Annotated in this window: 22 protein-coding genes; 8 read left to right on the top strand and 14 right to left on the bottom strand. The window is 54.2% G+C overall.

Features of this window, described 5'->3' with window-relative positions:
• Nucleotides 1-253: 253 nt before the first annotated feature.
• The gene (locus tag NZ705_04190) at nucleotides 254-397 is read right to left on the bottom strand and encodes a transposase (protein ID MCS7292157.1); all 144 of its coding nucleotides are present in this window, start codon (nucleotides 395-397) and stop codon (nucleotides 254-256) included.
• 567 nt (nucleotides 398-964) lie between these two features.
• On the opposite strand from NZ705_04190, the gene NZ705_04185 reads away from it, so the two are divergent.
• From NZ705_04185 to NZ705_04155, 7 genes are all read left to right on the top strand, one after another.
• Nucleotides 965-1582: a Maf-like protein gene (locus NZ705_04185; protein ID MCS7292156.1), complete on the top strand. Its 618-nt coding sequence runs from the start codon at nucleotides 965-967 to the stop codon at nucleotides 1580-1582.
• Nucleotides 1583-1688: 106 nt separating this feature from the next.
• Nucleotides 1689-3326, top strand: coding sequence for an acetolactate synthase large subunit (locus tag NZ705_04180; protein MCS7292155.1), 1638 nt, complete (start codon nucleotides 1689-1691; stop codon nucleotides 3324-3326).
• Between the two features lie 38 nt (nucleotides 3327-3364).
• Nucleotides 3365-5170: a glycoside hydrolase family 15 protein gene (locus NZ705_04175; GenBank protein MCS7292154.1), complete on the top strand. Its 1806-nt coding sequence runs from the start codon at nucleotides 3365-3367 to the stop codon at nucleotides 5168-5170.
• Nucleotides 5171-5185: 15 nt separating this feature from the next.
• Nucleotides 5186-6679: a trehalose-6-phosphate synthase gene (locus tag NZ705_04170; GenBank protein ID MCS7292153.1), complete on the top strand. Its 1494-nt coding sequence runs from the start codon at nucleotides 5186-5188 to the stop codon at nucleotides 6677-6679.
• Nucleotides 6648-7448: a trehalose-phosphatase gene (otsB, locus tag NZ705_04165; GenBank protein MCS7292152.1), complete on the top strand. Its 801-nt coding sequence runs from the start codon at nucleotides 6648-6650 to the stop codon at nucleotides 7446-7448. The genes NZ705_04170 and otsB overlap by 32 nt, the downstream gene beginning before the upstream one ends.
• 76 nt (nucleotides 7449-7524) lie before the next feature.
• Complete coding sequence (gnd, locus tag NZ705_04160) at nucleotides 7525-8967, top strand: decarboxylating NADP(+)-dependent phosphogluconate dehydrogenase (protein ID MCS7292151.1); 1443 nt, start codon at nucleotides 7525-7527, stop codon at nucleotides 8965-8967.
• Nucleotides 8968-8973: 6 nt separating this feature from the next.
• Nucleotides 8974-10473, top strand: a complete 1500-nt coding sequence (locus tag NZ705_04155) for a RecQ family ATP-dependent DNA helicase (GenBank protein ID MCS7292150.1) — start codon at nucleotides 8974-8976, stop codon at nucleotides 10471-10473.
• A gap of 70 nt (nucleotides 10474-10543) precedes the next feature.
• On the opposite strand, the gene NZ705_04150 is transcribed toward NZ705_04155, so the two are convergent.
• The 10 genes from NZ705_04150 to NZ705_04105 all read right to left on the bottom strand — a co-directional run bounded on the left by NZ705_04150 (nucleotide 10544) and on the right by NZ705_04105 (nucleotide 19786).
• Entirely contained in the window at nucleotides 10544-12631 is a 2088-nt protein-coding gene (locus NZ705_04150) for an FkbM family methyltransferase (protein ID MCS7292149.1), read from the bottom strand.
• A 50-nt stretch (nucleotides 12632-12681) separates the two neighbouring features.
• Nucleotides 12682-13602, bottom strand: coding sequence for a hypothetical protein (locus tag NZ705_04145; protein ID MCS7292148.1), 921 nt, complete (start codon nucleotides 13600-13602; stop codon nucleotides 12682-12684).
• A 2-nt stretch (nucleotides 13603-13604) separates the two neighbouring features.
• On the bottom strand, nucleotides 13605-13934 hold the full coding sequence (locus tag NZ705_04140) for a hypothetical protein (GenBank protein ID MCS7292147.1): 330 nt from the start codon (nucleotides 13932-13934) through the stop codon (nucleotides 13605-13607).
• A 93-nt stretch (nucleotides 13935-14027) separates the two neighbouring features.
• The gene (locus NZ705_04135; protein ID MCS7292146.1) at nucleotides 14028-14540 is read right to left on the bottom strand and encodes a hypothetical protein; all 513 of its coding nucleotides are present in this window, start codon (nucleotides 14538-14540) and stop codon (nucleotides 14028-14030) included.
• Nucleotides 14541-14544: 4 nt separating this feature from the next.
• Nucleotides 14545-16473, bottom strand: coding sequence for a ribulose bisphosphate carboxylase small subunit (locus NZ705_04130; GenBank protein MCS7292145.1), 1929 nt, complete (start codon nucleotides 16471-16473; stop codon nucleotides 14545-14547).
• A 24-nt stretch (nucleotides 16474-16497) separates the two neighbouring features.
• Complete coding sequence (locus tag NZ705_04125; GenBank protein MCS7292144.1) at nucleotides 16498-16806, bottom strand: EutN/CcmL family microcompartment protein; 309 nt, start codon at nucleotides 16804-16806, stop codon at nucleotides 16498-16500.
• Entirely contained in the window at nucleotides 16806-17147 is a 342-nt protein-coding gene (locus NZ705_04120) for a carbon dioxide-concentrating mechanism protein CcmK (protein MCS7292143.1), read from the bottom strand. Before NZ705_04120 ends, NZ705_04125 begins: the two co-directional genes overlap by 1 nt.
• A gap of 14 nt (nucleotides 17148-17161) precedes the next feature.
• Nucleotides 17162-17470 (bottom strand): carbon dioxide-concentrating mechanism protein CcmK, encoded by a 309-nt coding sequence (locus tag NZ705_04115; GenBank protein MCS7292142.1) that lies wholly within the window; start codon nucleotides 17468-17470, stop codon nucleotides 17162-17164.
• A gap of 217 nt (nucleotides 17471-17687) precedes the next feature.
• Nucleotides 17688-19490: a cation:proton antiporter gene (locus NZ705_04110; GenBank protein ID MCS7292141.1), complete on the bottom strand. Its 1803-nt coding sequence runs from the start codon at nucleotides 19488-19490 to the stop codon at nucleotides 17688-17690.
• A 47-nt stretch (nucleotides 19491-19537) separates the two neighbouring features.
• Nucleotides 19538-19786: a hypothetical protein gene (locus NZ705_04105; GenBank protein MCS7292140.1), complete on the bottom strand. Its 249-nt coding sequence runs from the start codon at nucleotides 19784-19786 to the stop codon at nucleotides 19538-19540.
• A gap of 125 nt (nucleotides 19787-19911) precedes the next feature.
• Between NZ705_04105 and NZ705_04100 the strand changes: the two genes are divergently transcribed.
• Complete coding sequence (locus tag NZ705_04100; GenBank protein ID MCS7292139.1) at nucleotides 19912-20298, top strand: DUF4168 domain-containing protein; 387 nt, start codon at nucleotides 19912-19914, stop codon at nucleotides 20296-20298.
• Here the strand turns inward: NZ705_04100 and NZ705_04095 are convergent.
• From NZ705_04095 to NZ705_04085, 3 genes are read right to left on the bottom strand one after another with little or no spacing between them, the layout of a single operon-like run.
• The gene (locus NZ705_04095; GenBank protein ID MCS7292138.1) at nucleotides 20295-20930 is read right to left on the bottom strand and encodes a ribonuclease H-like domain-containing protein; all 636 of its coding nucleotides are present in this window, start codon (nucleotides 20928-20930) and stop codon (nucleotides 20295-20297) included. The two genes, NZ705_04100 and NZ705_04095, sit on opposite strands and share 4 nt — an antisense overlap.
• Nucleotides 20920-21243 carry an STAS domain-containing protein gene (locus NZ705_04090; GenBank protein MCS7292137.1) on the bottom strand — a complete coding sequence of 108 codons (324 nt, stop codon included), beginning with the start codon at nucleotides 21241-21243 and terminating at the stop codon, nucleotides 20920-20922. The genes NZ705_04095 and NZ705_04090 overlap by 11 nt, the downstream gene beginning before the upstream one ends.
• Nucleotides 21244-21301: 58 nt before the next feature.
• Nucleotides 21302-21514 carry a hypothetical protein gene (locus NZ705_04085; protein MCS7292136.1) on the bottom strand — a complete coding sequence of 71 codons (213 nt, stop codon included), beginning with the start codon at nucleotides 21512-21514 and terminating at the stop codon, nucleotides 21302-21304.
• Between the last annotated feature and the right edge of the window lie 939 nt (nucleotides 21515-22453).

Here is a 22453-nt window from a genome sequence, read left to right as displayed (position 1 = left end):
TCACGTTTTTTACCTACCTTTTTGCCATAAACTCTCTCCCCTTTTACACCCCAGCCATACTCATAAACCGCTCGCTGATCAATGCCGGATTGGTCTATGTAAACGACTTCTTCCGGCTTCACATCCTTCATTTTCCCAAGATATGCTTGCCGCTCTTGCTCGTCTTTTAAGCGCCCTACAAATCATCATACTAGCCGCCATTTCCTTCTGGGTCAAACCGGGGTTCGCATCGAAAAACTTGCGAAATTTATGACTATGCCCCTTTTGGTAAGCAATCACCGGTTTCAGACCATTGTTTGAGCCAACGTTGTAACGTGCGATGTCTCACTTCGACGAGTGTTGCACCCCCCAAGACCGCTTCAATGGCTTCCTGACGTAAGTCTGTGCTGTAAGGCATAGACATCACTCCATAACCTATCAGCCTTATTCTACGTCAGACTAAATGTTTTTAGCTATAGACATGAAAACACTCCATAAACTCATTAGCCCTATCTACGCCAAGCTTAAAGTTTTTACTATGTTGTCTGCTATAGATTTTTTATGGTTGAGCTGCTTCAGTTTGTCAGGTCGATGGCAGGAGAACCTAAAGCAGAGCCATGCCCTACGGCCCCAAGACATGACAAGCAGAAATGGCTTAGCTATACTGGAAAGGACAGCCTTTCTAAGCAGAGACGCTATTTCCAGGCGAACTATCAGCCATGCTGCAGCAACAACTATCACCAACATCTCGTCTATCGCTGAAGAACACACCAAAACAAGGAACGCGCCAACCAAGTTGTAGATGCCATCCCACCAGGCATGGAGATTTGCCCAGTTGACCAAGCAGTGTTAAAGCTAGCATTGAAATTGGCTTCGGTAGAAACTCAACTCAACTTGGATGCTATCCTATCTCGTGACGCAAGGTCGTGCGCATCCACTATCCTAGTCCCAGTACCATCGGTAAAGCAGTTACTATCCCAGATTGATGCCTAGTCCACCCCGCTTTATCCTGGCATCAGCATCTCCCGCTCGGCGGCAACTGCTGCGGCAAATCGGCATTGAACCCGTCGTCTGTCCCAGCGGTTTGGATGAAACGGCCATGACCGCCCCCGACCCCGTCACTCTAGTCCGCACCTTAGCCACCGCCAAAGCTCAAGCCGTTGCCCGTCGTTTTGACCCTCCCGGCATCGTGTTGGGATGCGATTCGCTCTTTGAGTTAGACGGCATTGTTTACGGCAAACCCAGCAGCGCCGAGGCCGCCGTCACTCAGCTCGAAAAACTCAGCGGTCGGCACGGCCAATTGCACACTGGCCACACCCTGATTGACCTATCCACTGGCGAGACCCTGACCCGCGTGGCCACCACCCATGTCTTTTTCGCTCGCTTGACCTTAGACCAGATACAGGCCTACGTCCAGACTGGTGAACCCCTGCAATGCGCCGGTGCATTTGCACTCGAAGGCAAAGGCGGGCTGTGGGTTGAACGGCTCACCGGCTGCCCTAGCAACGTCATTGGCCTGAGCCTTCCCTTGCTGCGGGAGATGATGCAACACTTGGGCTACGACCTCACCCACTACTGGTCCGCCAAATATAAAGTTTTGTAAAAATCTTGGCATGAGTGTTAAATTTGATAGGGTTTCTTCGGGGAAAATTGTGATAGACAAAGGGGCAGACTAAGCTAGAAAAAGAGGGGGGTTCACTAGAGCAGCGATGAACACTGCCGAGTTGTTGGTTCATTGTTTAGAAAATGAGGGTGTTGAATATATTTTTGGGTTGCCTGGCGAAGAGAATTTAGATTTGCTCGAAGCCATTAGTCAATCGTCCATTCAATTCATCACCACGCGCCATGAACAGGGAGCTGCATTTATGGCCGATGTGTATGGGCGGTTGACTGGTCGAGCAGGGGTTTGTTTATCCACCTTGGGGCCAGGCGCAACCAATTTAATGACTGGTGTGGCTGATGCTAATTTAGATGGCGCGCCGTTGGTCGCCATTACGGGACAAGTGGGAACCGACCGGATGCATATTGAGTCGCATCAGTATTTGGATTTAGTAGCGATGTTTGCGCCGGTGACCAAATGGAACGCCCAAATTGTTCGCCCGAGTATTACCCCAGAAATTGTCCGCAAAGCCTTCAAAATTGCCCAGCAAGAAAAGCCTGGTGCTGTTCACATTGACTTGCCCGAAAATATTGCTGCCATGCCCGCTGCTGGTTATGCCTTGAAACAGAACCGCCAAGAAAAAGTCCGCGCTTCTGAACGTAACATTGCCCTGGCTGCCGAAGCGATTGAAAATGCCCATAATCCCCTGATTCTAGTTGGCAATGGCGCGATCCGGAACCATGCCCATGAAGCCCTAACAGAATTTGCCGAGAAGTTAAATATTCCAGTGGCCAATACGTTTATGGGCAAAGGGGTGATTCCCTACACCCATCCCCTGGCGCTCTGGAGTGTGGGATTGCAACTGCGGGATTACATTAACTGCGCACTAGAGCATACGGATTTGGTCATCGCCGTGGGATATGATCTGGTGGAATACTCACCCAAGAAGTGGAACCCCCAAGGAACCATTCCCATCATTCACATTGCCCAAACGGCCGCCGAAATTGACAGCAGTTACATCCCAGTTGTAGAGGTTGTCGGAGATATTTCCGAGTCCCTGCGGGCGATTAGCAAACGGGCCAAACGAGACGGTAAGCCCGACCCTTATGCGTTGCAGTTCCGAGAAGACATTCGGGCTGATTACGAACGCTACGCTCAGGACACAGAATTCCCTATCAAGCCGCAAAAGTTAATCTATGACTTGCGGCAGGTTTTAAGGCCAGATGATATCGTGATATGCGATGTAGGGGCGCACAAGATGTGGATGGCCCGGCACTACCACTGCCTGCAACCCAATACTTGTATCATTTCCAACGGTTTTGCGGCAATGGGGATTGCAGTGCCCGGTGGAATTGCGGCAAAGCTGGTTGCGCCAGACCGTCATGTGGTGGCGGTGACCGGCGATGGGGGGTTCATGATGAACTGTCAGGAACTGGAAACGGCGCTGCGGGTCAAGACGCCCTTTGTCACCATCATCTTCAATGATGGCGGCTATGGGTTGATCGAGTGGAAACAACATCAGCACTATGGGCATAGCCAGTACATCCGCTTTGGCAATCCCGATTTCGTGAAACTGGCTGAGAGTATGGGTCTCAAGGGCTATCGAATTGAAAAGACGGAGGAATTTATCCCGACGTTGAAAACCGCTCTAGAACAGCCGGTGCCGACGGTGATTGACTGTCCGGTGGATTACCGGGAAAACCTGCGTTTTACCCAACGGGCTGGGGATTTGGTTTGTCGTATCTAAAAAGCAGGGTGCATCTGGCACAATAGAAAAAGTATCGCATGGGTTCGAGTACGGTGGGAGCGACAGTGAAATCACGGTCTTCCTTGGATTACGGGCTAATAGGGAATGGACGGATTTGTGCGTTAGTCTCACCCGTGGGGAGTATTGACTATCTCTGCATGCCCACGTTTGAAAGTCCGTTTGTGTTTGACCGTCTGCTTGATGCCGAACGAGGGGGTTATTTTGCTATCGAGCCAGTGGATGCCCACCTATACACAATTCGCCAGGTTTATGAACGAAATAGCAATGTTCTATTAACCATTTTTGAGTCGGCATTTGCAGGGTTTATCCTTCATGACTTTGCGCCGCGCTGGGAAATTTGGGATGGCAATCGCTCCTACACACCGCCGGAGTTATGCCGTTATATTGAGGTGCGGCATGGCGAGCCAGAAATTGTCGTTCATTACCATCCTAAACCAGGTTATCATCCCGAATTAGCCGAGTTGACCATTGTCAATGAAACCACCATTTCATCGCCCCACCAAGACAACCAGTTGTACCTGGTTACCAACATTTCGCCGGTGCAGATTATTGGGCGGGAACCCGTGCGCTTGAAAGGAGATGCCTTTTTCAGCCTGTCCTATTATCAACCCATTCACGACCACTCCGTATCAGCGATCAAAGAAAAACTCATCCGCACCAATCACTACTGGCAACGGTGGGTGAAACACTGCTATTTGCCCGATGAATACCAAGCTCAAATTATTCGGTCAGCGCTGACGCTCAAGCAAATGATCTATGAACCGACAGGGGCGATTATTGCCGCGCCAACGACCAGCCTGCCAGAAATCGTGGGGGGTGTGCGCAACTGGGACTACCGCTATTGCTGGATTCGTGACTCATTCTTTACAGTGAATGCGTTACTTAAGTTATCCAAGTTCGAGGAGACAGAAAATTTCGTGTCCTATCTATCCAAGATTGTGTTGTCCCACACGGATTATCTGAAACCGCTCTACACCATTGAAGGGCATGACGTGCCGACCGTAACTTACTTAGACTACCTGGCGGGGTATCGCAACAGCAAACCAGTGCGGATTGGAAATGACGCCACGTTGCACCACCAAACGGATGTGTACGGGGAAGCGCTCTTGAGCATGTATCCGGTATTTGTGGATGAGCGAGTGGTGTGCCATGATTGTGATTTGTTGTGGACCTGTGTGGAGCGACTGGTGAATTTGGCGATTGAAAAGTTCCCAGAAAAAGATAATGGGATTTGGGAAATTGGCAACCGGCCTGACCACTACACGTTCTCGAAATTGATGTGCTGGGTAGCAGTGGACCGGGGCTGCAAAATTGCCTACAAACTCAAGCGACAAACGGCCTACCGCAAGTGGAATCAGAAACGGAAATTGATGCGGGAAATGATTTTGGGAATGGCCTGGAATGAAGAACGCCAAGCCTTTACCCAAGCCTATGGCAAACCGGATTTGGATGCTAGTAACTTGCTCATGCCAATTCTGGGAATTATCGAACCTAAAGACCCCCGCATGTTGGCGACAATTAAGCGCTCAGAAGAAGAGTTAATGGTGGATGGATTGATGTTTCGCTACACTAATCAGGATGAATTGGGTTTGCCAGAAAATGCATTTACTATTTGCACATTCTGGTTTATTGATGCCTTAACGCTATCGGGTCAAAAACGCAAGGCCCGCAGTTACTTTGAACACGTGCTGTCGTTTGGGAATCATCTGGGGTTATTTTCCGAAGACATCAACCAGAAGACGGGTGAGCTGACGGGGAATTTCCCACAAGCCTATACCCATGTGGCCATTATTAACTCAGCGATGTTACTAGCCCAAAACTAACGACAGGAGCGCTCTATGACCGAAGCCAAAACTCTAAAGACACCGGCGGCGATTCAGTCACAACCGTCTGGGCGCTTAATCATTGTCTCGAACCGGGAACCCTACACCATTCAAACCCACGGGAATGAAATTCGGATCGAACGGCTACCAGGGGGATTGGTTTCAGCGCTCGACCCTGTTTTACGCCAGCGAGACGGGATATGGATTTGCTGGGAGGATGCATCGAAAAAAGCGGTAGAAGTTGATGATGTTTCTAGCGACGACGACACGATTGATTGGGACAGTATTCAACTCCCCTACCGAATTCATCCCGTGCCGTTGACTCAGGAGGAAATCAATCATTATTATTACGGCTATGCGAATACGCGTTTATGGCCCCTGTTCCATTACTTCATTTCTCGCTGTAATTTTTTTGATGAACGAGATTGGCCCAGCTACGTGACCGCGAACCAGAAGTTTGCCAATGCGGTGGTTGCCTGTACCACGGAGGAAGACTGGATTTGGGTGCAGGATTATCACCTACTACTCGTACCGGAATTGGTCCGGCAACAGTGCCCGCGCCATAAAATCAGCCTATTTCTGCACATCCCCTTTCCCGCTGTTGAGGTGTTTAAGATACTCCCTAAACGGGATGTGATTTTGCGGGGCATGTTAGGGAGTGATCTGGTCGGTTTTCATATCCCAGATTACGCAGCCTACTTCCTGGATGCCGTCGAGCGCTTACTCCCAGCCGATGAAATACAAGTACGGCGCCAGCAACAACAGATTATTTACCAAGGACGCACGATTCAGGTGGGGGCGTTTCCCATCAGTGTTGATGTCAAAAAGATTGAAGCGCTCGTGACTTCTCCCACCCTGCAAGCGAAGGCCAAACAGTTACGCAAAACCTATCCGGTGAAGTACATAGGTGTGAGTGTGGACCGCCTGGACTATACGAAAGGAATTCTGGAGAATTTAGCAGCGCTACAACTCTTTTTTGAGAAATATCCCCAGTATATTGAACGGTTTTCGTTTATCCAAATTGCGGCGCCCACGCGCACAGCCGTACCAGCTTACCAGCAAATGCGAGAGCAAGTAGAACAAGCCGTTGGACGCATCAATGGCCTGTTTTCTTGCAATAACTGGGTGCCGATTTACTACTTTTACCGGCGATTTTCTCTAGAGGAAGTATTGACTTATTTCATGATTGCCGATGTGGCGATGATTACACCCTTGCGGGATGGCATGAATCTAGTGGCCAAGGAATACTGCGCGGCAAAGGTGGATAATTCGGGAGTGCTGATCTTGAGTGAGTTTACAGGAGCGGCGTATGAGTTACAGGAGGCGTTGATGATTAATCCGTTTTACATCGAACAGATGGCGGATACGTTGCATCAGGCGCTGACATTATCTCCCGACGTGAGCCAGGCAAAAATGCGGGCGTTGCGTCAGACCATTACGAATCACGATATTCATCACTGGGTGCAGTCCTACATGGATGCGTTTGCGGATGCCGTCGCTCATCGCTGATTACTGGCGCCGGGAGAACGGGCTAGGTTTGTTCCTGGATTACGACGGCACCTTGACTCCCATTGTCCCCAATCCTGAACAGGCATTTTTACCTAGGGAAGGTGTGGAATTGCTCCGTAACCTTTGTCGTGACCCCCAGATTCAGGTGGCGGTTATTAGCGGCCGCTCGCTATCGCAACTGCAGCATTTTCTGGCGGAGTTAGCGGGTGAAGAGATGACGCTATGTGGCTCGCATGGGGGGGAGATTTACTTGCCTAAAAAGGGAGAATTTCTCCGCCAACCTGACCGACAAGAACTACCGCAGGCGTTGGCACTCATCCGCGCTGACATTCTGCAACAATTGGCGGCCAGCAATTACTTGAATCAGGGGGTGAGAATAGAAGACAAACCCTACTCGTTTGCGGTGCATTACCGGCAAGCGGAGCCACCTGTGAAACAACAGGTTGTAGCATTTTTGACCCACTATTTTTCGGCAAATCCAGCGACCTGTCGCCCGTTTAAATTACAGCCTGGCAAAGAAGTATTGGAAATCCTACCAGCGACATTTGACAAGGGAAATGCGGTGGCCTTTTTGTGGGATAACTGGCGCTTGCCCAAGGGCTGTTATATCGGGGACGACGTGACCGATGAAGCGGCGTTTGCAGCGGTCAATCAACGCGGGGGGTTGTCAATTGCAGTAGGGAAAAGGCCAGGGATGACGCAAGCCCAATATATTTGTCCCGATGTTGCTGCCGTTTACGCGGAATTGGCCGCCCTGCTGGAATCGTAAAACAATTCGGTAAAGTTCCTAGACAAGCCAGTGACAGGGGTTATGCTGAGGCCAGGAATGCGTGCGAGGTGAAGCGATGGCACAGCAGCAAATCGGCCTGATCGGGCTGGCGGTCATGGGCGAGAATTTGGTGCTTAACCTGGAACGGAATGGGTTTTCAGTGGCGGTATTCAATCGCACGACGGAGAAGGTGGATGAGTTTATCCGGGGACGGGCTGCTGGTCGCAATATCGTAGGAACCCACTCGTTGCCTGAATTCGTGGCGAGTCTGGAACGGCCCCGGAAAATTCTCATCATGGTCAAGGCGGGAAATCCCGTGCAGGCGGTGATTGACCAGCTCAAGCCCCTGCTGGAACCGGGCGACATCATTATTGACGGCGGCAATTCCTGGTATGAGGATACGGAGGCCCGCGCCCGCGACCTGGAGGCGATGGGATTGTGCTATGTGGGGATGGGTGTCAGCGGCGGCGAAGAGGGAGCGCTCAACGGCCCCAGTCTTATGCCGGGGGGGACACGAGCAGCCTACGAGGCATTGGAACCGATCCTGACGAAAATTGCTGCCCAGACAGAGGATGGCCCCTGCGTGACGTATGTGGGTCCAGGCGGGTCGGGGCACTACGTGAAGATGGTGCATAACGGGATTGAGTATGGAGATATGCAGTTGATTGCCGAGGCCTACGACCTGCTCAAAACGGGGTTGGGGTTATCGGCGACGCAATTGCATGAGGTGTTTAGCGCCTGGAATGAAACGCCGGAGTTGAACTCGTTTTTGATTGAAATCACGGCGCGGATTTTCCAAGTGATGGACCCGGAAACGGGTAAACCCCTAGTGGACGTGATCTTGGACCAGGCGGGGCAAAAGGGCACTGGGCGATGGACGGTCACGAGCGCATTGGAGCTGGGGGTTCCTATCCCCACCATCACAGCGGCGGTGAACGCCCGGATCATGTCCAGCCTGAAAGCTGAACGGGTCGCGGCATCCGCCCAATTACCCGGTCCGCTCATCGCGCCGCCAGCAGACCAGCAAGCGTTTATTGACCAGGTGCGGGATGCGTTGTACTGCTCAAAAATTTGTTCCTATGCCCAGGGAATGGCCTTGCTAGCGACGGCATCTCGGGAATTGCATTACGACCTGAACCTGAGTGAGTTGGCCCGGATTTGGCAAGGGGGTTGTATCATTCGGGCGGGCTTTTTGAAGAAGATTAAACAGGCGTTTTTGGACCAGCCGGATTTGCCGAACCTGCTCCTAGCCCCAGAATTTAAGCAAACGATTCTGGACCGGCAACGCGCTTGGCGAGAAGTGGTGGCAACGGCGGCGCATTGGGGCATTGCGGTTCCGGCGTTTAGCGCTTCGTTGGATTACTTTGATAGCTACCGGCGGGCGACGCTTCCCCAAAATCTGACCCAGGCGCAACGAGATTATTTTGGGTCGCACACCTACGAGCGGGTGGACAAACCTGGCATCTTCCATACGGAATGGGTGGAAATCCGGGAAAAACCGCGGCCGGTGGCCTGTTGATGGGATATGTTCACGCTGGCGGAAGCGCGAGCCAAGTTCCAGGAAATTTGGGGCTATCCTGACTTTCGACCGCCCCAGGGGGAAATCATCCAGTGCCTGCTGGAGGGGCGCGATGCGCTAATTGTCCTGCCGACGGGGTTTGGCAAGTCTATCTGTTTTCAATTGCCGGCGCTGCTGCAGGACGGGGTGACGCTGGTCATCAGCCCCCTGATTGCCCTGATGGAGGACCAGGTGCAGGCGCTGGTGACCAAAAAATTGAAGGCGGCGACGATTCATAGTCAACAACTGCCGGCGCAACGACGGGCCACCCTGCGAGCGTTACAGAGTAATGAACTGCGCCTGCTGTACTTGGCTCCAGAAACGTTACTCAGCCCGCCGGTATGGGAGGTGCTGACGCAGCCAGAGGTCGCCATTCGCGGGTTGATTTTGGACGAAGCCCATTGCCTGGCGCAGTGGGGAGACAATTTTCGCCCAGCGTATGAGCGGTTAGGGGCGGTGCGGCCTAGCTTGTTACGCCATAAACCCCCTGGCACACGGATTCCCCTGGCGGCTTTTACGGCGACGGCGGACCCCCCCGTACAAGAAACCATCCAACGGGTGTTGCGCCTGGAAGACCCGGTAGTGGTGCGCCGCAGTCCCTACCGCCAAAACATCAACATTACAGTCCACACGGTGTTAACGCCCTACCAGCGCCGGCAGAAGGTTTTAGAGTTCATCCGCGCGCGAGAGGGGGAAGCGGGTTTGGTGTACGTGGCAACGCGGCGGGATACGGAAGTCTGGGCGGACTGGTTGCGCACCAAGGGCATCCCAACGCACGCCTACCATGCCGGTCTGTCGGCAACCGAGCGGCGGGAATTGGAACAACTCTGGCTCAAAGGCGGCGTGCCCTTTCTGGTATCCACCAGCGCGCTGGGGATGGGGGTAAACAAACCAGACATTCGCTGGGTGATGCATATCCAACCGCCGTTCAATCCCTTGGACTACATCCAGGGCATTGGGCGGGGCGGGCGCGATGGAGCATTGTCGGAAGCAATCACCCTGACCAGTCAACCGACGGGGTGGTGGGGCCGTTTACCGGTAGGCTGGCTGTTCAACTGGCTCAATCCCATCGAAGCGAAAGCCCAAAAACATTACCTATCCCAATTACAAAAGCAGTACGACGAAGCTCTGAAAGCAGCCCATACTTTACCACCCCAAGGCCGGCTCGACCAACTGCCCGACCCAACCCAAGCAGCGGCGGCTTTGGCACTGTTGCATCGCGTGGGTGTACTGCACTGGGAAGACCCCTACACCTATCGCCTGGACAAAAAACGCCTAGCCCAACTGCGCGTGCGTCCCCAGGACGCAGGATTGAAAGCCATCAACGCCTACCTGCGCACGAGCGAATGCCGCTGGTTATTTCTGGTGCGAGCATTGGGCTTGGAACAGGAAGGCGACCCCTTACCCTGCGGTCACTGCGATAACTGCTGGCGGACGGGACGACATCTGAGAAGATCCATCGGGTAACCACCTGTGTTTGTCGTCGCCTGGCTCACAGCACTCTCTCAAATAAGGCCTTGCAACACAGCATGCTACGTTATGAACACATGCCTAGTGCAGCCGGGCACAAGTCTCTTCGTACATAACACAGATTGCCTCGGTGAGCGGTCATGATTGACCCTTGCCATAAGATGTAATAGGGAGTCAGTATCTGGTCAATTATCCGGCGATCTGATTCCGAGTGGAATTCCAAGTAAATCACCTTAGTTCCGAAATTTTGAGGCTCCATATTTCTAAGAATGTCCACTTCACAGCCCTCTACGTCAACCTTGAGAATATCTATACTAGTGATTCCATTTTCCCTCAAAAATTTATTTGCTTGTTTTAGGTCGATTGTAGTGGAATGCGAGCTGAGAGAGCTAGAATAAATAGAACTGTGAACAGAGCTTTCCCCGAGATAAAACTGCATGGTCACGTCTCTAGAGTAGAGACCAAGAGGAAAGACATAGCAATCTTTTAATTTCCTAGCATTTTCCTGCAAGAGTACAAAAGCAAATGGGTCCGGCTCAAAACAGTATATTTTGGCCTGGGGATAATTCGCCCTGAAATGGGTAGCAGCAATACCAATATTGGCACCAATGTCAACAATCGCACTTACAGGCCCGATAAAATCCAAGATTGGATAGCAGGATTGATGCATTATCTTATCAATAATATATAGACAACTGCTGTCATCAACATAGGTAATTAAATAGTTCCGTCCATCCTTAGATTGCACTTTGAGTAGCCTTACCTTATTTAGACCACTCAATGACGAATGGGCGATTCGATTATTATCATCCAAACAAATAGCGAATTTAAAGTTTACGGACATCGGCTGGTTTTTGTAGATGTAAATATCCCATACAGATTTCTCTCCTTTACTGACGTCAGCATCTTCAACCCACCTAATTTGAGAACCTAAACCCAGCTCATCTACCAGTCTCTGCTTAGCTTCATCCCTTCCTTGGACGTAAATTGTCGCCCTGGGAAGATCAATGAGATCGATTGCAAATATAAGAGGGCAACTATCTCCGACAATGATGGAAACACTCTCCTGTAGCTTGTGAAGTTCCTGCACCTGCTCATAAATAGTAATGCGGCTCTCAAGTAAATCTGCGTGCTGCCTGCTAATTGCCATTCTCGAATCATAGTTTTTCAAAAAATGGCTCGACTCGTCTCCTTCAAATACCCATCGGTAGAGTTCATTAATTCTGTGGCCAGGATGTAGTTGGTCGAAAAATTTATCGTATGCTTTCCTTGCCATATTAATTGCCTCTTCAGGATATTCCAAGTAGTGGCTGATCTTTTCCAGTAATTCCTTACGAGACGTATAAACGTCACACTCCTGGCCTGGTGTAAGCAGGTAATTAAAACCAGATTGGGGCGATAGCTGGTCAGTAAGCAGGAAGCCCCCACTAGAAACAATTTCCAGGTTGCGTAGGGAAATATCACCATTTAGGCTGCAATTCAAAGAAATGAGAGCACGAGCGTAGATCTCTGCTGATTTAGTTCTGTCAAACGTTCCTATCTGTAGCGGTAGGGATGAATTACGCAGCGCATCTATCACCCTATGTCTGTAGGGGTGAAAACTCGTATCCCCACAGATGAAAACGACCTTACTATCTCTATTTTCAAGAAATTCGTGGGTATAGGTCGTCATAGTCAGTAGGGGTAACCATCCCACATTATCAAAACCACAGGCATAACACCAGTGCATATGGTGTCTACAATAGGGAAAGACAAGATAGTCATAAGGTTCTAAGCTAAGGTATTCTAAGAGTTCACCAATCGGACTGTGGAATCCGTGATGCGTATCTGCAACGATAGCAACTGTAGGGCAGCCAAATTTGCTGATGTTATAGGGCAAATTTAGTTTGATTCCCGAAATGTTCACCACCACTAAATCAAAGTCATCCTGACATCCCATTTCTTCCCGAACCAACTGATAAAGGTCATACGGTTCAGCGGCGGGCGTTTCCCCATGAATCTGCACCTGCGATACAAGCCGAAGACTAACAGAATCGTAGTGAGTACATAGAGTTAATTGTCGCTCTGACAGCTGAATTGGTGGCACTTGATAGGGATCGGGTTCCCAACTAAGTAGAACCCGTAGGTTCTTAGTGAGCAAATTGGGTTCTCGCATGATGTTTTTCCTAGAGCTGACGCATCTCAGTGTAGAGTATAGACCGTTCATCACAGGGGGATTCCCTGTCGCGCCTGCATCAACACCTGAGCCGCCTGCTGAAGTCCGTGGTACTCGTCTTCCTGCAGGGGTATCGGTAGGACCCGGCTCGCACCATCGCGGTTGACGACGCTGAGCAAGCTCAGGTACACATCCCCCAACCCGTAGTACCCCTGCGCCCAGCAACTGACGGGTAACACGCGTGTTTGATTGCCCAAGATGGTCGCCACGAGATGGTCCACCACCAGGGCAATCCCGTAGCTTGTGTTCCCTTTGCGCCGGATCACTTCTTGCCCCGCCCGCAACACCTGTTGCCATAGGACTTCACGGTCCGCTGGTTCTAAGTCCACTGGCGCGCCCCCCACCGTGACCCGGCTCCACAGGGGTACAGCGTGCTCCCCATGTTCTCCGAGAACTGGCGCTTGGACACTGCTCGGGGCAACGCCCAACTTTTGCGCCAGTAAGGTCTGGAAACGGGCTACGTCTAACAAGGTCCCGGACCCAATCACCCGCGCTGGCGGTAAACCCGACCATCGCCAAGCCAAATAGGCCATCACGTCCACTGGATTGGTCACCACTACCCAGACGGCTTCGGGACAAAGGGGCGCTAGAGCCTGGGCAATGCTGCGCACAATGGCAGCATTTTTTTGCAACAGCACCAGGCGACTCTCATCGGGTCCCCGGCGCGCCCCCGCCGTGATGACCACCACCTGGGCATCGGCTGCCTCTAGGTACTCCCCGCATCGTATCTGTAACGGTTCCAAAAAGGGCAACCCATGCTGTAAATCCCACGCTTCGCCTTCAGCCCGCAGGCGGTCCACGTCCACCAGCACCAGTTCATCCGCCCGCTGGCGCACCGCCATGACCAAGGCGCAGGCCATACCCACCTGACCGGCGCCAATGATGGCCACTTTGCGCCCGCCTGCTGCCATGCCTAGGGAGTCACGTTGGAAGGTGTGGTGGTCTCCGCTGGGGTTGGCGTCGCCCGCTGCACCGTTTGTAGCGCCGATTCCACTGCGTATAATTCCACGTGGCTAAAGAGCGTCGTCACAAACGCAAACAGCAAAAACGGCAAGGATAACACCAGGATCAGCCCCACGGCAGCGAGCGCAAAAAGGGGCCGCGTGGAAAACGCCGACAGGGAAACCGCTAGGCTCAGGAAAATAATCACCAACCAGGCAATCACCTGACCGTAAATATCCCCAAAGGTCAACGTGCATACAAAACGATAACGATTGATCCGCTCCACAGCCGTCACCTCCATCGCTTGTATCTAAAACTTAACCGAATATCGCCCGCTATCTCAGACTTCCGGCCCAAATTGTCATATCCCGCTAAAGAGCGCAATCAATCGTAACTAAAGTATCCCTTGGGTGCGCAAGGTGACCCGCAACTGGTTGAAATACTCCAACCCCACCACCGGCGGTCGCGAGCGCGGAGCGGAGTCGGTTGCAGCTGCCGCCGTTGCGGTCTCGCCCTCGTGGTGATTATCCGATAGCGTTGGGGCGGCTTCTCCGGTCACAACGCTTCGGCCTATCTCACCCACAAGCGACCCCGGCGCCACCATTTGACCCGGCTCAATCCGCGTGTTGTACAACGTACTAGCAGAACCAATGCAGGCTTGGGCACCTATCCACACTGTCCCGATGATTAATACACCGGCGCCCACGATCACACCGTCTTCTAAAACGATGCCATCACCGTGGGCATGTAGGATGGTGCCCATCCCCAAACACACCCCCGCTCCGACCCGGATGCAGCTTCCCGGATTGGCCACAAGACAAACACCCGGTGCAACCACGGCGTGGGGGTCAAGATGAACTTCCCCCTCTAGGTGACCGGTCGGATGAACGGGGGGTGGGATGGTCAACACGTTAGGGCTTTTGGATGATCTGTTCAAAGACACGGCGCTTGGCCTTGGGGTCAATGCCCAGCAGGCGCACGTAATTGCCAGTGTGTTCCCGCAAAAGGGTCGCCAGCGCCGAGAGCACTTCCTCTTCCCGCTGGCTGGCCGGGAGACCAACGCTCAACCAGGAACTGCTCCGATACCGGCGGGGGTCCGCCACCTCCACTCCGACCCGATACCCCTGGGCCAGCAGTTGCCGCACCTGGGCCACAACCGCCCCGTCGAGACCGACAGGAGTTGTAGAAACAGATGCCGCTGGCGATGGAGACGTGGACGCGCTGGCTGCGGTCGGTCCACTCACGCCCTCGGGCCGCTGGATGATCTGCTCGCTCACCCGCCGCCTGGATTTGGGGTCAATGGCGATGAGCCGCACATACTGGCCCGCCGCTTCTTGCAACAGGTTTTCAATCGCCTGCGTGATGTCCCCCTCCTGACCGTTGCTAGGTAGGGCGACACTTAGCCAGGAACTGGTCTTAAACCTGCGGGTATCGGCCACTTCCGCCCCAACCCGGTACCCCTGGGACAACCATTGCCGGACAAGTTGCCCAACGGGGCTGGCGCTCACGGGTGTTGCTGTAGTGGGACGGGTGGAGGTGGTTGTCCGCTGCGCCATCGGCGTGGGACTCCCTGGAGGCCGTTGAATAATCTGCTCGCTCACGCGCCGTTTAGATTGGGGGTCAATGGCGATCAAGCGCACGTAATCCCCCACCGACTCGCTCAACAGGTTTTCCAGCGCCGCGATGACCTCGTAGGCGTTGCGGGACTGGGGCAAGGCCACGCTTAACCAGGAACGGGTCCGGAACCGCCGAGGGTCCGCTACCTCCGCACCGATGCGATAGCCCTGGTCTAACCATTGCCGCACCTGCTGCGCGATGTCGGGCGCAAGCGAGGTGTTCGTCACCTGAGCGGCGGTTTCCGGGGCGACAGGCGTGGGAGAACTCGCCGTCGAAGAAGCCGGTTGTCCCGTGTCGCCTGGGCGTTGAATAATCCGTTCACCGACACGCCGTTTACCCTTGGGGTCAATGCCCAGCAGGCGCACGTACTCCCCTTGGTGTTCCTGCAAACAGGCCTCCAGAGCCTTAACCACCTCCGGCAAGTGAGTCGAGGCAATCGGGCTGCAACTGCGCCAGGAACGGCTGCGGAACCGCCGCTCATCCGCGTGCTCCGTGCCGATGCGATAGCCCTGGGCCAGCCATTGCCGCACCTGCTCCACCACCTGGGGGTCGAGCCGCGTGGCCCCACTGTAGCCATTTCCCGCCGACTCGGCTTGCTTTTGCTGCTTTAACGGCGCGATGCACTCGATGTTGGCGGCGCAGCGATACCCGGCCCGCAGCGCATCGTTGATGCCCACCACGTGCTGGGCAAAGGCCATGTCCTGGGGCGTCACCGGCGGCAACCGGTCCGCCTGCTGCTGGGTGGTGATAATCGAACCCGACGGCACAAAGCGCCCCGGCGGAATCTCCACATCCTGGATCAGACAGTGCATCATGACGATACAACCGTCATTGACCCGGGCGTTAAAGATCGTGGAGCGAAACCCGATAAAACAGTTGTTGCCCACGTAGGCCGGGCCATGCACCAGCACCCCGTGGGTAATCGAGGTGTCCCTACCAATCCAGACCGAATAGGGCTGGCCATCCTCGCCGGTCACACGCCCCTGCTCCAGACCGTGAATGATTACCCCGTCCTGGACGTTCGTACCAGCCCCGATGTAAAAGGGCGTGCCCTCGTCCGCCCGGATCGAGGTCCCTGGCGCAATCAGCACCTCCGGCCCGATGCGTACATCCCCAATGATGTTGGAAAAGGAATGCACGTAGGCCGTGGGGTCAATCTGCGGTTCCGCCAGGGTCTTCGACCAGGGAGTCGGAGGCGCCGCCTCACTGCGCACTGCCACCATAATCCGCCTCCATACACGTATTCATTACAAACTTCGGGCCTGCGCCCGTTTGCTGTACAGCAGTTGTCCTTCAACCGTCACCGTGTCAATAATGCCGATGACCGCCGCATCCACTGGTAAGTTTTCGCCCCGGTCAATTTTGCGTGCCGAACTGCCTTCGCACACTAGCACCCATTCGTCCACGCCCGCTCCCACCCGGTCAGCGGCCACTTGATACTCGGCGGTCAGTTGCCCCTGTAGGTCCACCAGTTGCACCAGGAGAAATTTAACCCCTTGGAGTGTGGGTTCCTTTTGGGTGCTGACCACGGTGCCGGCCACGCGACCGATCCGCATCAGGGCCGCAGGTAGGGACGGACGTTAGTGGCGTCTTCCCGGAACTGTTGTACCTGCTCGGTGTAACGAATCGGCAGGACGTACTCCAGGTTTTCGTGGGGCCGCGCAATGATGTGGTGGGACAACAGTTGCCCACCAGCGACGCGCTTGACCGACTCGATCCCGGCAGCAACGGACGCCTGGACTTCCGACACATCCCCGCGGACCGTCACCGTCACCCGGCCACTGCCAATTTTTTCATAACCCACCAGGGTCACCCGCGCGGCTTTGACCATGGCGTCCGCCGCCTCCACCACCGCCGGAAACCCCAGCGTTTCAATCATCCCTACAGCAATCGGCATAGTGTTACCTCCCCCTAGACGCGAAATTGTTCAACTTCCGGTGTGTAGCGAATCGGCAGGACGTACTCCAGGTTTTCGTGGGGCCGCGCAATGATGTGGTGGGACAGCACCTCCCCACCAGCCACGCGCTTGGCCGATTCGATCCCAGCGGAAACCGACGCCTGCACCTCCGACACGTCGCCCCGCACAATGACCGTCACCCGGCCACTGCCGATTTTTTCATAACCCACCAGGGTCACCCGCGCGGCTTTGACCATGGCGTCCGCCGCCTCCACCACCGCCGGAAACCCCTTCGTCTCAATCATCCCTACGGCAATCGGCATGAACTCCACTCCTTTGTTGCATAACGTAAAAATCGGGTTACAATTGACAAAAAATGTTTGTCAATCATTCACAACGCTGATCGCTGAAACCCGCACAGGGACGGGGATCGCGAACGTAGCTTGCTTTCATTTTCAGCATAATTCGCCGACATTGGAATTGGCAATTGGTTACCGATGAATCTTTAAGATAACAGGGATTAGTTCCGCTAATGAGTGGTTAACCTAGGCTGAGCAGGGCCTGCACCAGGTCGCCGGCCTCGATGGGTTCGGTTTCCGATTCGGGAGGCGGCACAGGCGCCAAGTAGATCAACCGGTCGCCAGGTTGGTAATCCATGTCGGTGCTGACGACCTCCAGAAACTGTTGCCGCTGGCGCACCAGGGGGAGATGGTCGGGATGGTTCCAGCGCGGCAGGGCCTTATCCAGGCGGATTTCCATCAGGCGCACCTTCCCCTGCTCTAGGGCGTCGTTCCACTGGCGCAACATGGGCTGCGGATGAAACGCGCAGCGCACCCGCTGGGTATTGGAACGCTGGCTTTCCGGAAACAGGGCCAGCACCCGCGGCGGGCAAAACTCTTCGGCAACCCGTTGCGCCAGGATGAGATTCAACTCAGCGTTTTTAGTCAGAGCCACAAAGGTGCCGACATCGGCAATCCCGGCTTCTGCCAGCACGTCAGGGTCGAGAGCGCTCCCGGTAATGGCCCGCAAATTTTCCCGTGCCGCGGCGCGGCAGTCCTCCCGGTTGGTATCAATCAGCACCACCGGCTCCCCGTACTCTTGAAATAAACGGGCCAACAGGCGGCCCAAGGGATTACTGCCGACAATCACGGCGCCATTGACTTGTTCAGAACGCACCCCTAGGAGACGAGCCATGCCCTGGGCGGTCAACCCCGGCACCAGCACCGTCAGGATAATGGTCAAAAACACCAGCCCCTTGACCGAATCGCCCCCGTTGAACCCCCGGTCTGTCAGGACAATGGCAAACAGGGACGCCACCGACGCTGAGACAATCCCGCGCGGGGCAATCCAGGCCAAAAACGCCTTTTGCCGCCAGGTCAAATCGCTATTCCAAGTGGAGACCAGGATATTCAGGGGTCGGACGAGAAACATCAGGGCCAGCACGGTCCACAAGCCCCCCCAGCCCAACATGCCCAGGCTGGCCAGGGACAAATCCGCCGCCAACAGGACAAACAACAGGGACACCGCCAGCGTGGTCAATTGTCCCTTAAACCGGCGGAGCAGGCGTTGTTCGGGCGCGGTGAGTTGCAAAACGAGACCGGAGACCACCGCAGCCATCAACCCGGATTCACTCTCCAGCCACTGGGCCAGGCCGTAAAACCCCCACACGCCCGCCAGCACTGCCAGATTCTTGAGGTCTGGACTGGGCAACGTTTCCTGGCGAAACAACCCGCTTAACAACCAGCCACCCACCGCGCCGATGAGCATGCCCAACCCCAGGCGCGTCGCCAGCGCCAGCCCAATGTCCCACCAGCCGGTTTTTTCCGCCAGCACCACATTGAGCACCACCACCGCCAAAATGGCGCCTATGGGGTCAATCAGCACCCCTTCTCCCTCCAGCAGGGCATTGAGCTTGCGTTCTACCTTCACCTGGCGCAATAACGGCCCAATCACCGTTGGCCCTGTTACCGTCACTAGCGAGCCGTACAGAAACGCCAGCGGCCAGGGAAATTCCCCCAGCCAGTGGGCCGCCATCCCCCCGCCCAGGAAGGTAATCAACGCCCCGACCGTCACCAGGTTTTGGATGGTGCCCGAGACCTGGCCCAATTCGCGCAGCGACAGGCTCAAGCCTCCTTCAAACAGGATCAAGGCGACGCATAGGGAAATCACCACCTCCAGCCCGACGCCGAGCCACTGGGGTTGCAGCCAGCCCAGGCCATCCCGGCCCAAACCGATACCAAACAGCAACAGAAAGATAATGCTAGGCACTCGCAGGACATCCGCCAGGACCTGGGCACCGATGCCAGCTACCACCGCCAGCGCAATCTGCAGGGTGAGGGTCAATGAATCACCATTCACTAGCGGCTCACCCTCCGACCTCAGGCGGGGGCTTAGCGTTCAATGCTGGACAAAAACACTGGTTCGACGCGAATGGCCACCACCCGCGCCGGTCGGATCACCAAAAACTCCCCTTGCAGCCCCCGCACCGGCACATTGATCAACTCGTTGGAACTGCCCTGCGCCAGGAATTCCCCTTGGTACCATTTCTGGAACTCTTGAATGGTTCCGAAGCGCACCTCTTCCCGGTGCCCCCCTTCCATCAGCAGATGCACCACATACTCATCAGCGACCCTGGGCATAGGTTCGGCAGAACAACGGTTTACTCAACAGCCTACTGCACAAGGTCGTCGTCGTGCAACTCTTGGAACCTTCCCCGGCATTGTACATCATAGAAAGAGGGAGTTCTCCAAAGCGATTGCTGCCTATGCATCGTTCCCTGACCCTGACATTGCTGCTGGCTGGTCTCAGTTTGTCTCGTCCGGTGGTGGCCCAGAGCACCTGGAGCGACGAGCGGATTCAGCGCTACGCCCAGATTGTTTTGGAATTGGAACCCATCCGCCAAGCCCATTTGGAAGAAGCGCGCCGGCTGCTAGGAACGATTAACACCAGCGGCAATCTCTGTGCGGAACGCAACCTGCCTGCCCCCGTGCGCAACGTCTGCGACCGGTTCTTCGAAAAATCCCAGCGGCTGGTGGAACAACGGGGCCTGACGGTGCAGGAATTCAACGCCATTACGATGCAGGCCCAACAAGACCCCAACTTGAGCAAACGCATTCAAGACGCCATGCTACGGCAGCGCAAACCCTTTTAGTGCTCGAAAACGCCCTGGTAAAACAGCAAATCCAAACTCACGAAGGTCGGCACGCAGGCAAAGCAAGACTGGGCTAATTCCCACCGACCTTCCCGCTGCAACATGGCAGTGAGCAGTTCGGCAATTTTGGGCAAATAAATCACGTCGTTTGCTGCATAGGCCAATTGGGCATCGCTCAGGGATTCCGGGCGTCCCCAATCGGATGACTGCATTTGCTTATCTAGCTCAATCCCTAACAACTCCTGCACCACATCTTTGAGACCGTGTTTAGGGGAATAGGTGCGGGCTAACTTGCTGGCGATTTTCGTGCAAAAAATGGGCGCGACATCAATCCCCAGATGATACCGCAACGCCGCCAGGTCAAAGCGGGCATAGTGAAAAATTTTCAGTACTTGGGGCGCTTCCAATAGTTGCTGCAACCGGGGAGCTTGGCGTTGCCCGGGCTGGATTTTCACCAGCGTTGCGTGCCCCTGCGCATCCGCAATCTGCACCAAACACAGCCGGTCACGCGCCGGAATCAACCCCATGGTTTCCGTGTCCACCCCGACCACCGGCTGACCCAGGTAATGGCGCAGGAGTTCCTCTGATAAATCCTGCTCACACTGGTGGGGCGCAGGCACCTCAGCGACCATACTCCCGTTCAAACGTCTGCCGGTCTGGATAAATTTTAATAATCCGTTCCAAACCTGTAATTTCCAGCAGCGTTTTCACCTGGTCCGACGGCTGGCACAGGGCTAACTCGCCCCCGACCGACCGCAAGTTTTTCAACGCTGCCACCATCGCTCCCAATCCGGAACTGTCCACAAATTCCACCTGGCTCATGTCCAGCAACACCAGCGTCGCTTGCTGGCTGGCAATTTGCTTGACCTGTTGAGTCAGATGGTCTTTAGTCGTCGTATCCAAGCGGGCTGGCGGCACCACCACCTGTACGGGCAATGAACTCATAACGCCTTCACCTTACCACTCCCCTAGCATACCACACAGGGACCCTGCTCCCAACCTTCTACGGTGGGTTGAGCCAGCGCTGGCCGAGTTCCCAGACCCGTTCGATGAACAGGCGCGGTCCGATCCCAAACCCAAACTGCAACACCAGCAGCACCAGCCCGACGATAGCCAGGGTTTTCAGCGTACTGAATGTGACCTGCATGAACCAGCGTAGAACGACCCACAGGAGCACGAGCGTCGCGCCGATTAACACGAGGTCTAAAACAGTCATGGGCATAGCAGTTGCTGACCCAATAAAAGACTCAGGCTGATCACTTGGTACAGAGAAACATTATGAACCTGGTTAAGCAGCCGCGTAAACTCGCTAAGCAGGTCCACTGCCGAACAAAAACGTGGGAAACGGCCAACCTCAGATTGCGAGTGTAACAAATAAAAAAATGACCATCTCGCGATTGCCTGAGTTTCCGGTGGTGAGCGGGTGTAATTTCCACTGAACTTTCGATTGCGTTGCGCAGCCAGTGAGACCGTGTTATATTTTGGGACAGCACCCAAGTCTACCCCTAGACAAGATGTCAACTATTGTCTGGCTGCCTGATCGAGTTTTGGTTAAAGCAAACTCCCTTGTAGTAGTCGTACTCTCTACCTTCGCTTATTAGTTTAGGATGGATGTGGATAAGTCTTTCAGTTTCCCTTCTCTGCCAGGATGGTAGTTTGGAAGTCTACTGTGAAAAGAAGGGGCACCAGCTTGCCACTTGTCGTTTCAGCGACAGACCTTATATCTTCCTAGAGTCAATACGGTGTATTCTAACATTGTCGGCGTCAAACGCTTCTCCATAACATACAGACTTGATGGTGATGAACAGGTTGGCCAGCAGGCATTTCTTGAGCGTTTAACTGACAATCAGGAGATTGAGCGAATTCCCATAGATTCCGAAATTGCAAACAAGATAGAGCAATTTATTAACTCATCCAAAACGCGGATGCAGTATGGGAAAAAGTATAGGGTTGTTAATAAAAATCTCTTGCCCATTCTATAGCTGAGCCGCTTCAGTTTGTCAGGGCGATAGTAGGAAAACCCAAGACGGAGTTGCGCTCTGCGACCCCCAAGATATAACAAGCAGAGATGGCTTAGCTATATAGCTAAAAACGTTTAGCTTGGCATAGAATAGGGCTAATGAGTTCATAGAGGTTTTTCATATCTAAGCCTTAC

The sequence above is a fragment of the Gloeomargarita sp. SKYB120 genome, assembly GCA_025062155.1.
Taxonomy (GTDB): Bacteria; Cyanobacteriota; Cyanobacteriia; order Gloeomargaritales; family Gloeomargaritaceae; genus Gloeomargarita.
This window is presented reverse-complemented; position numbering and strand designations above follow the sequence as displayed.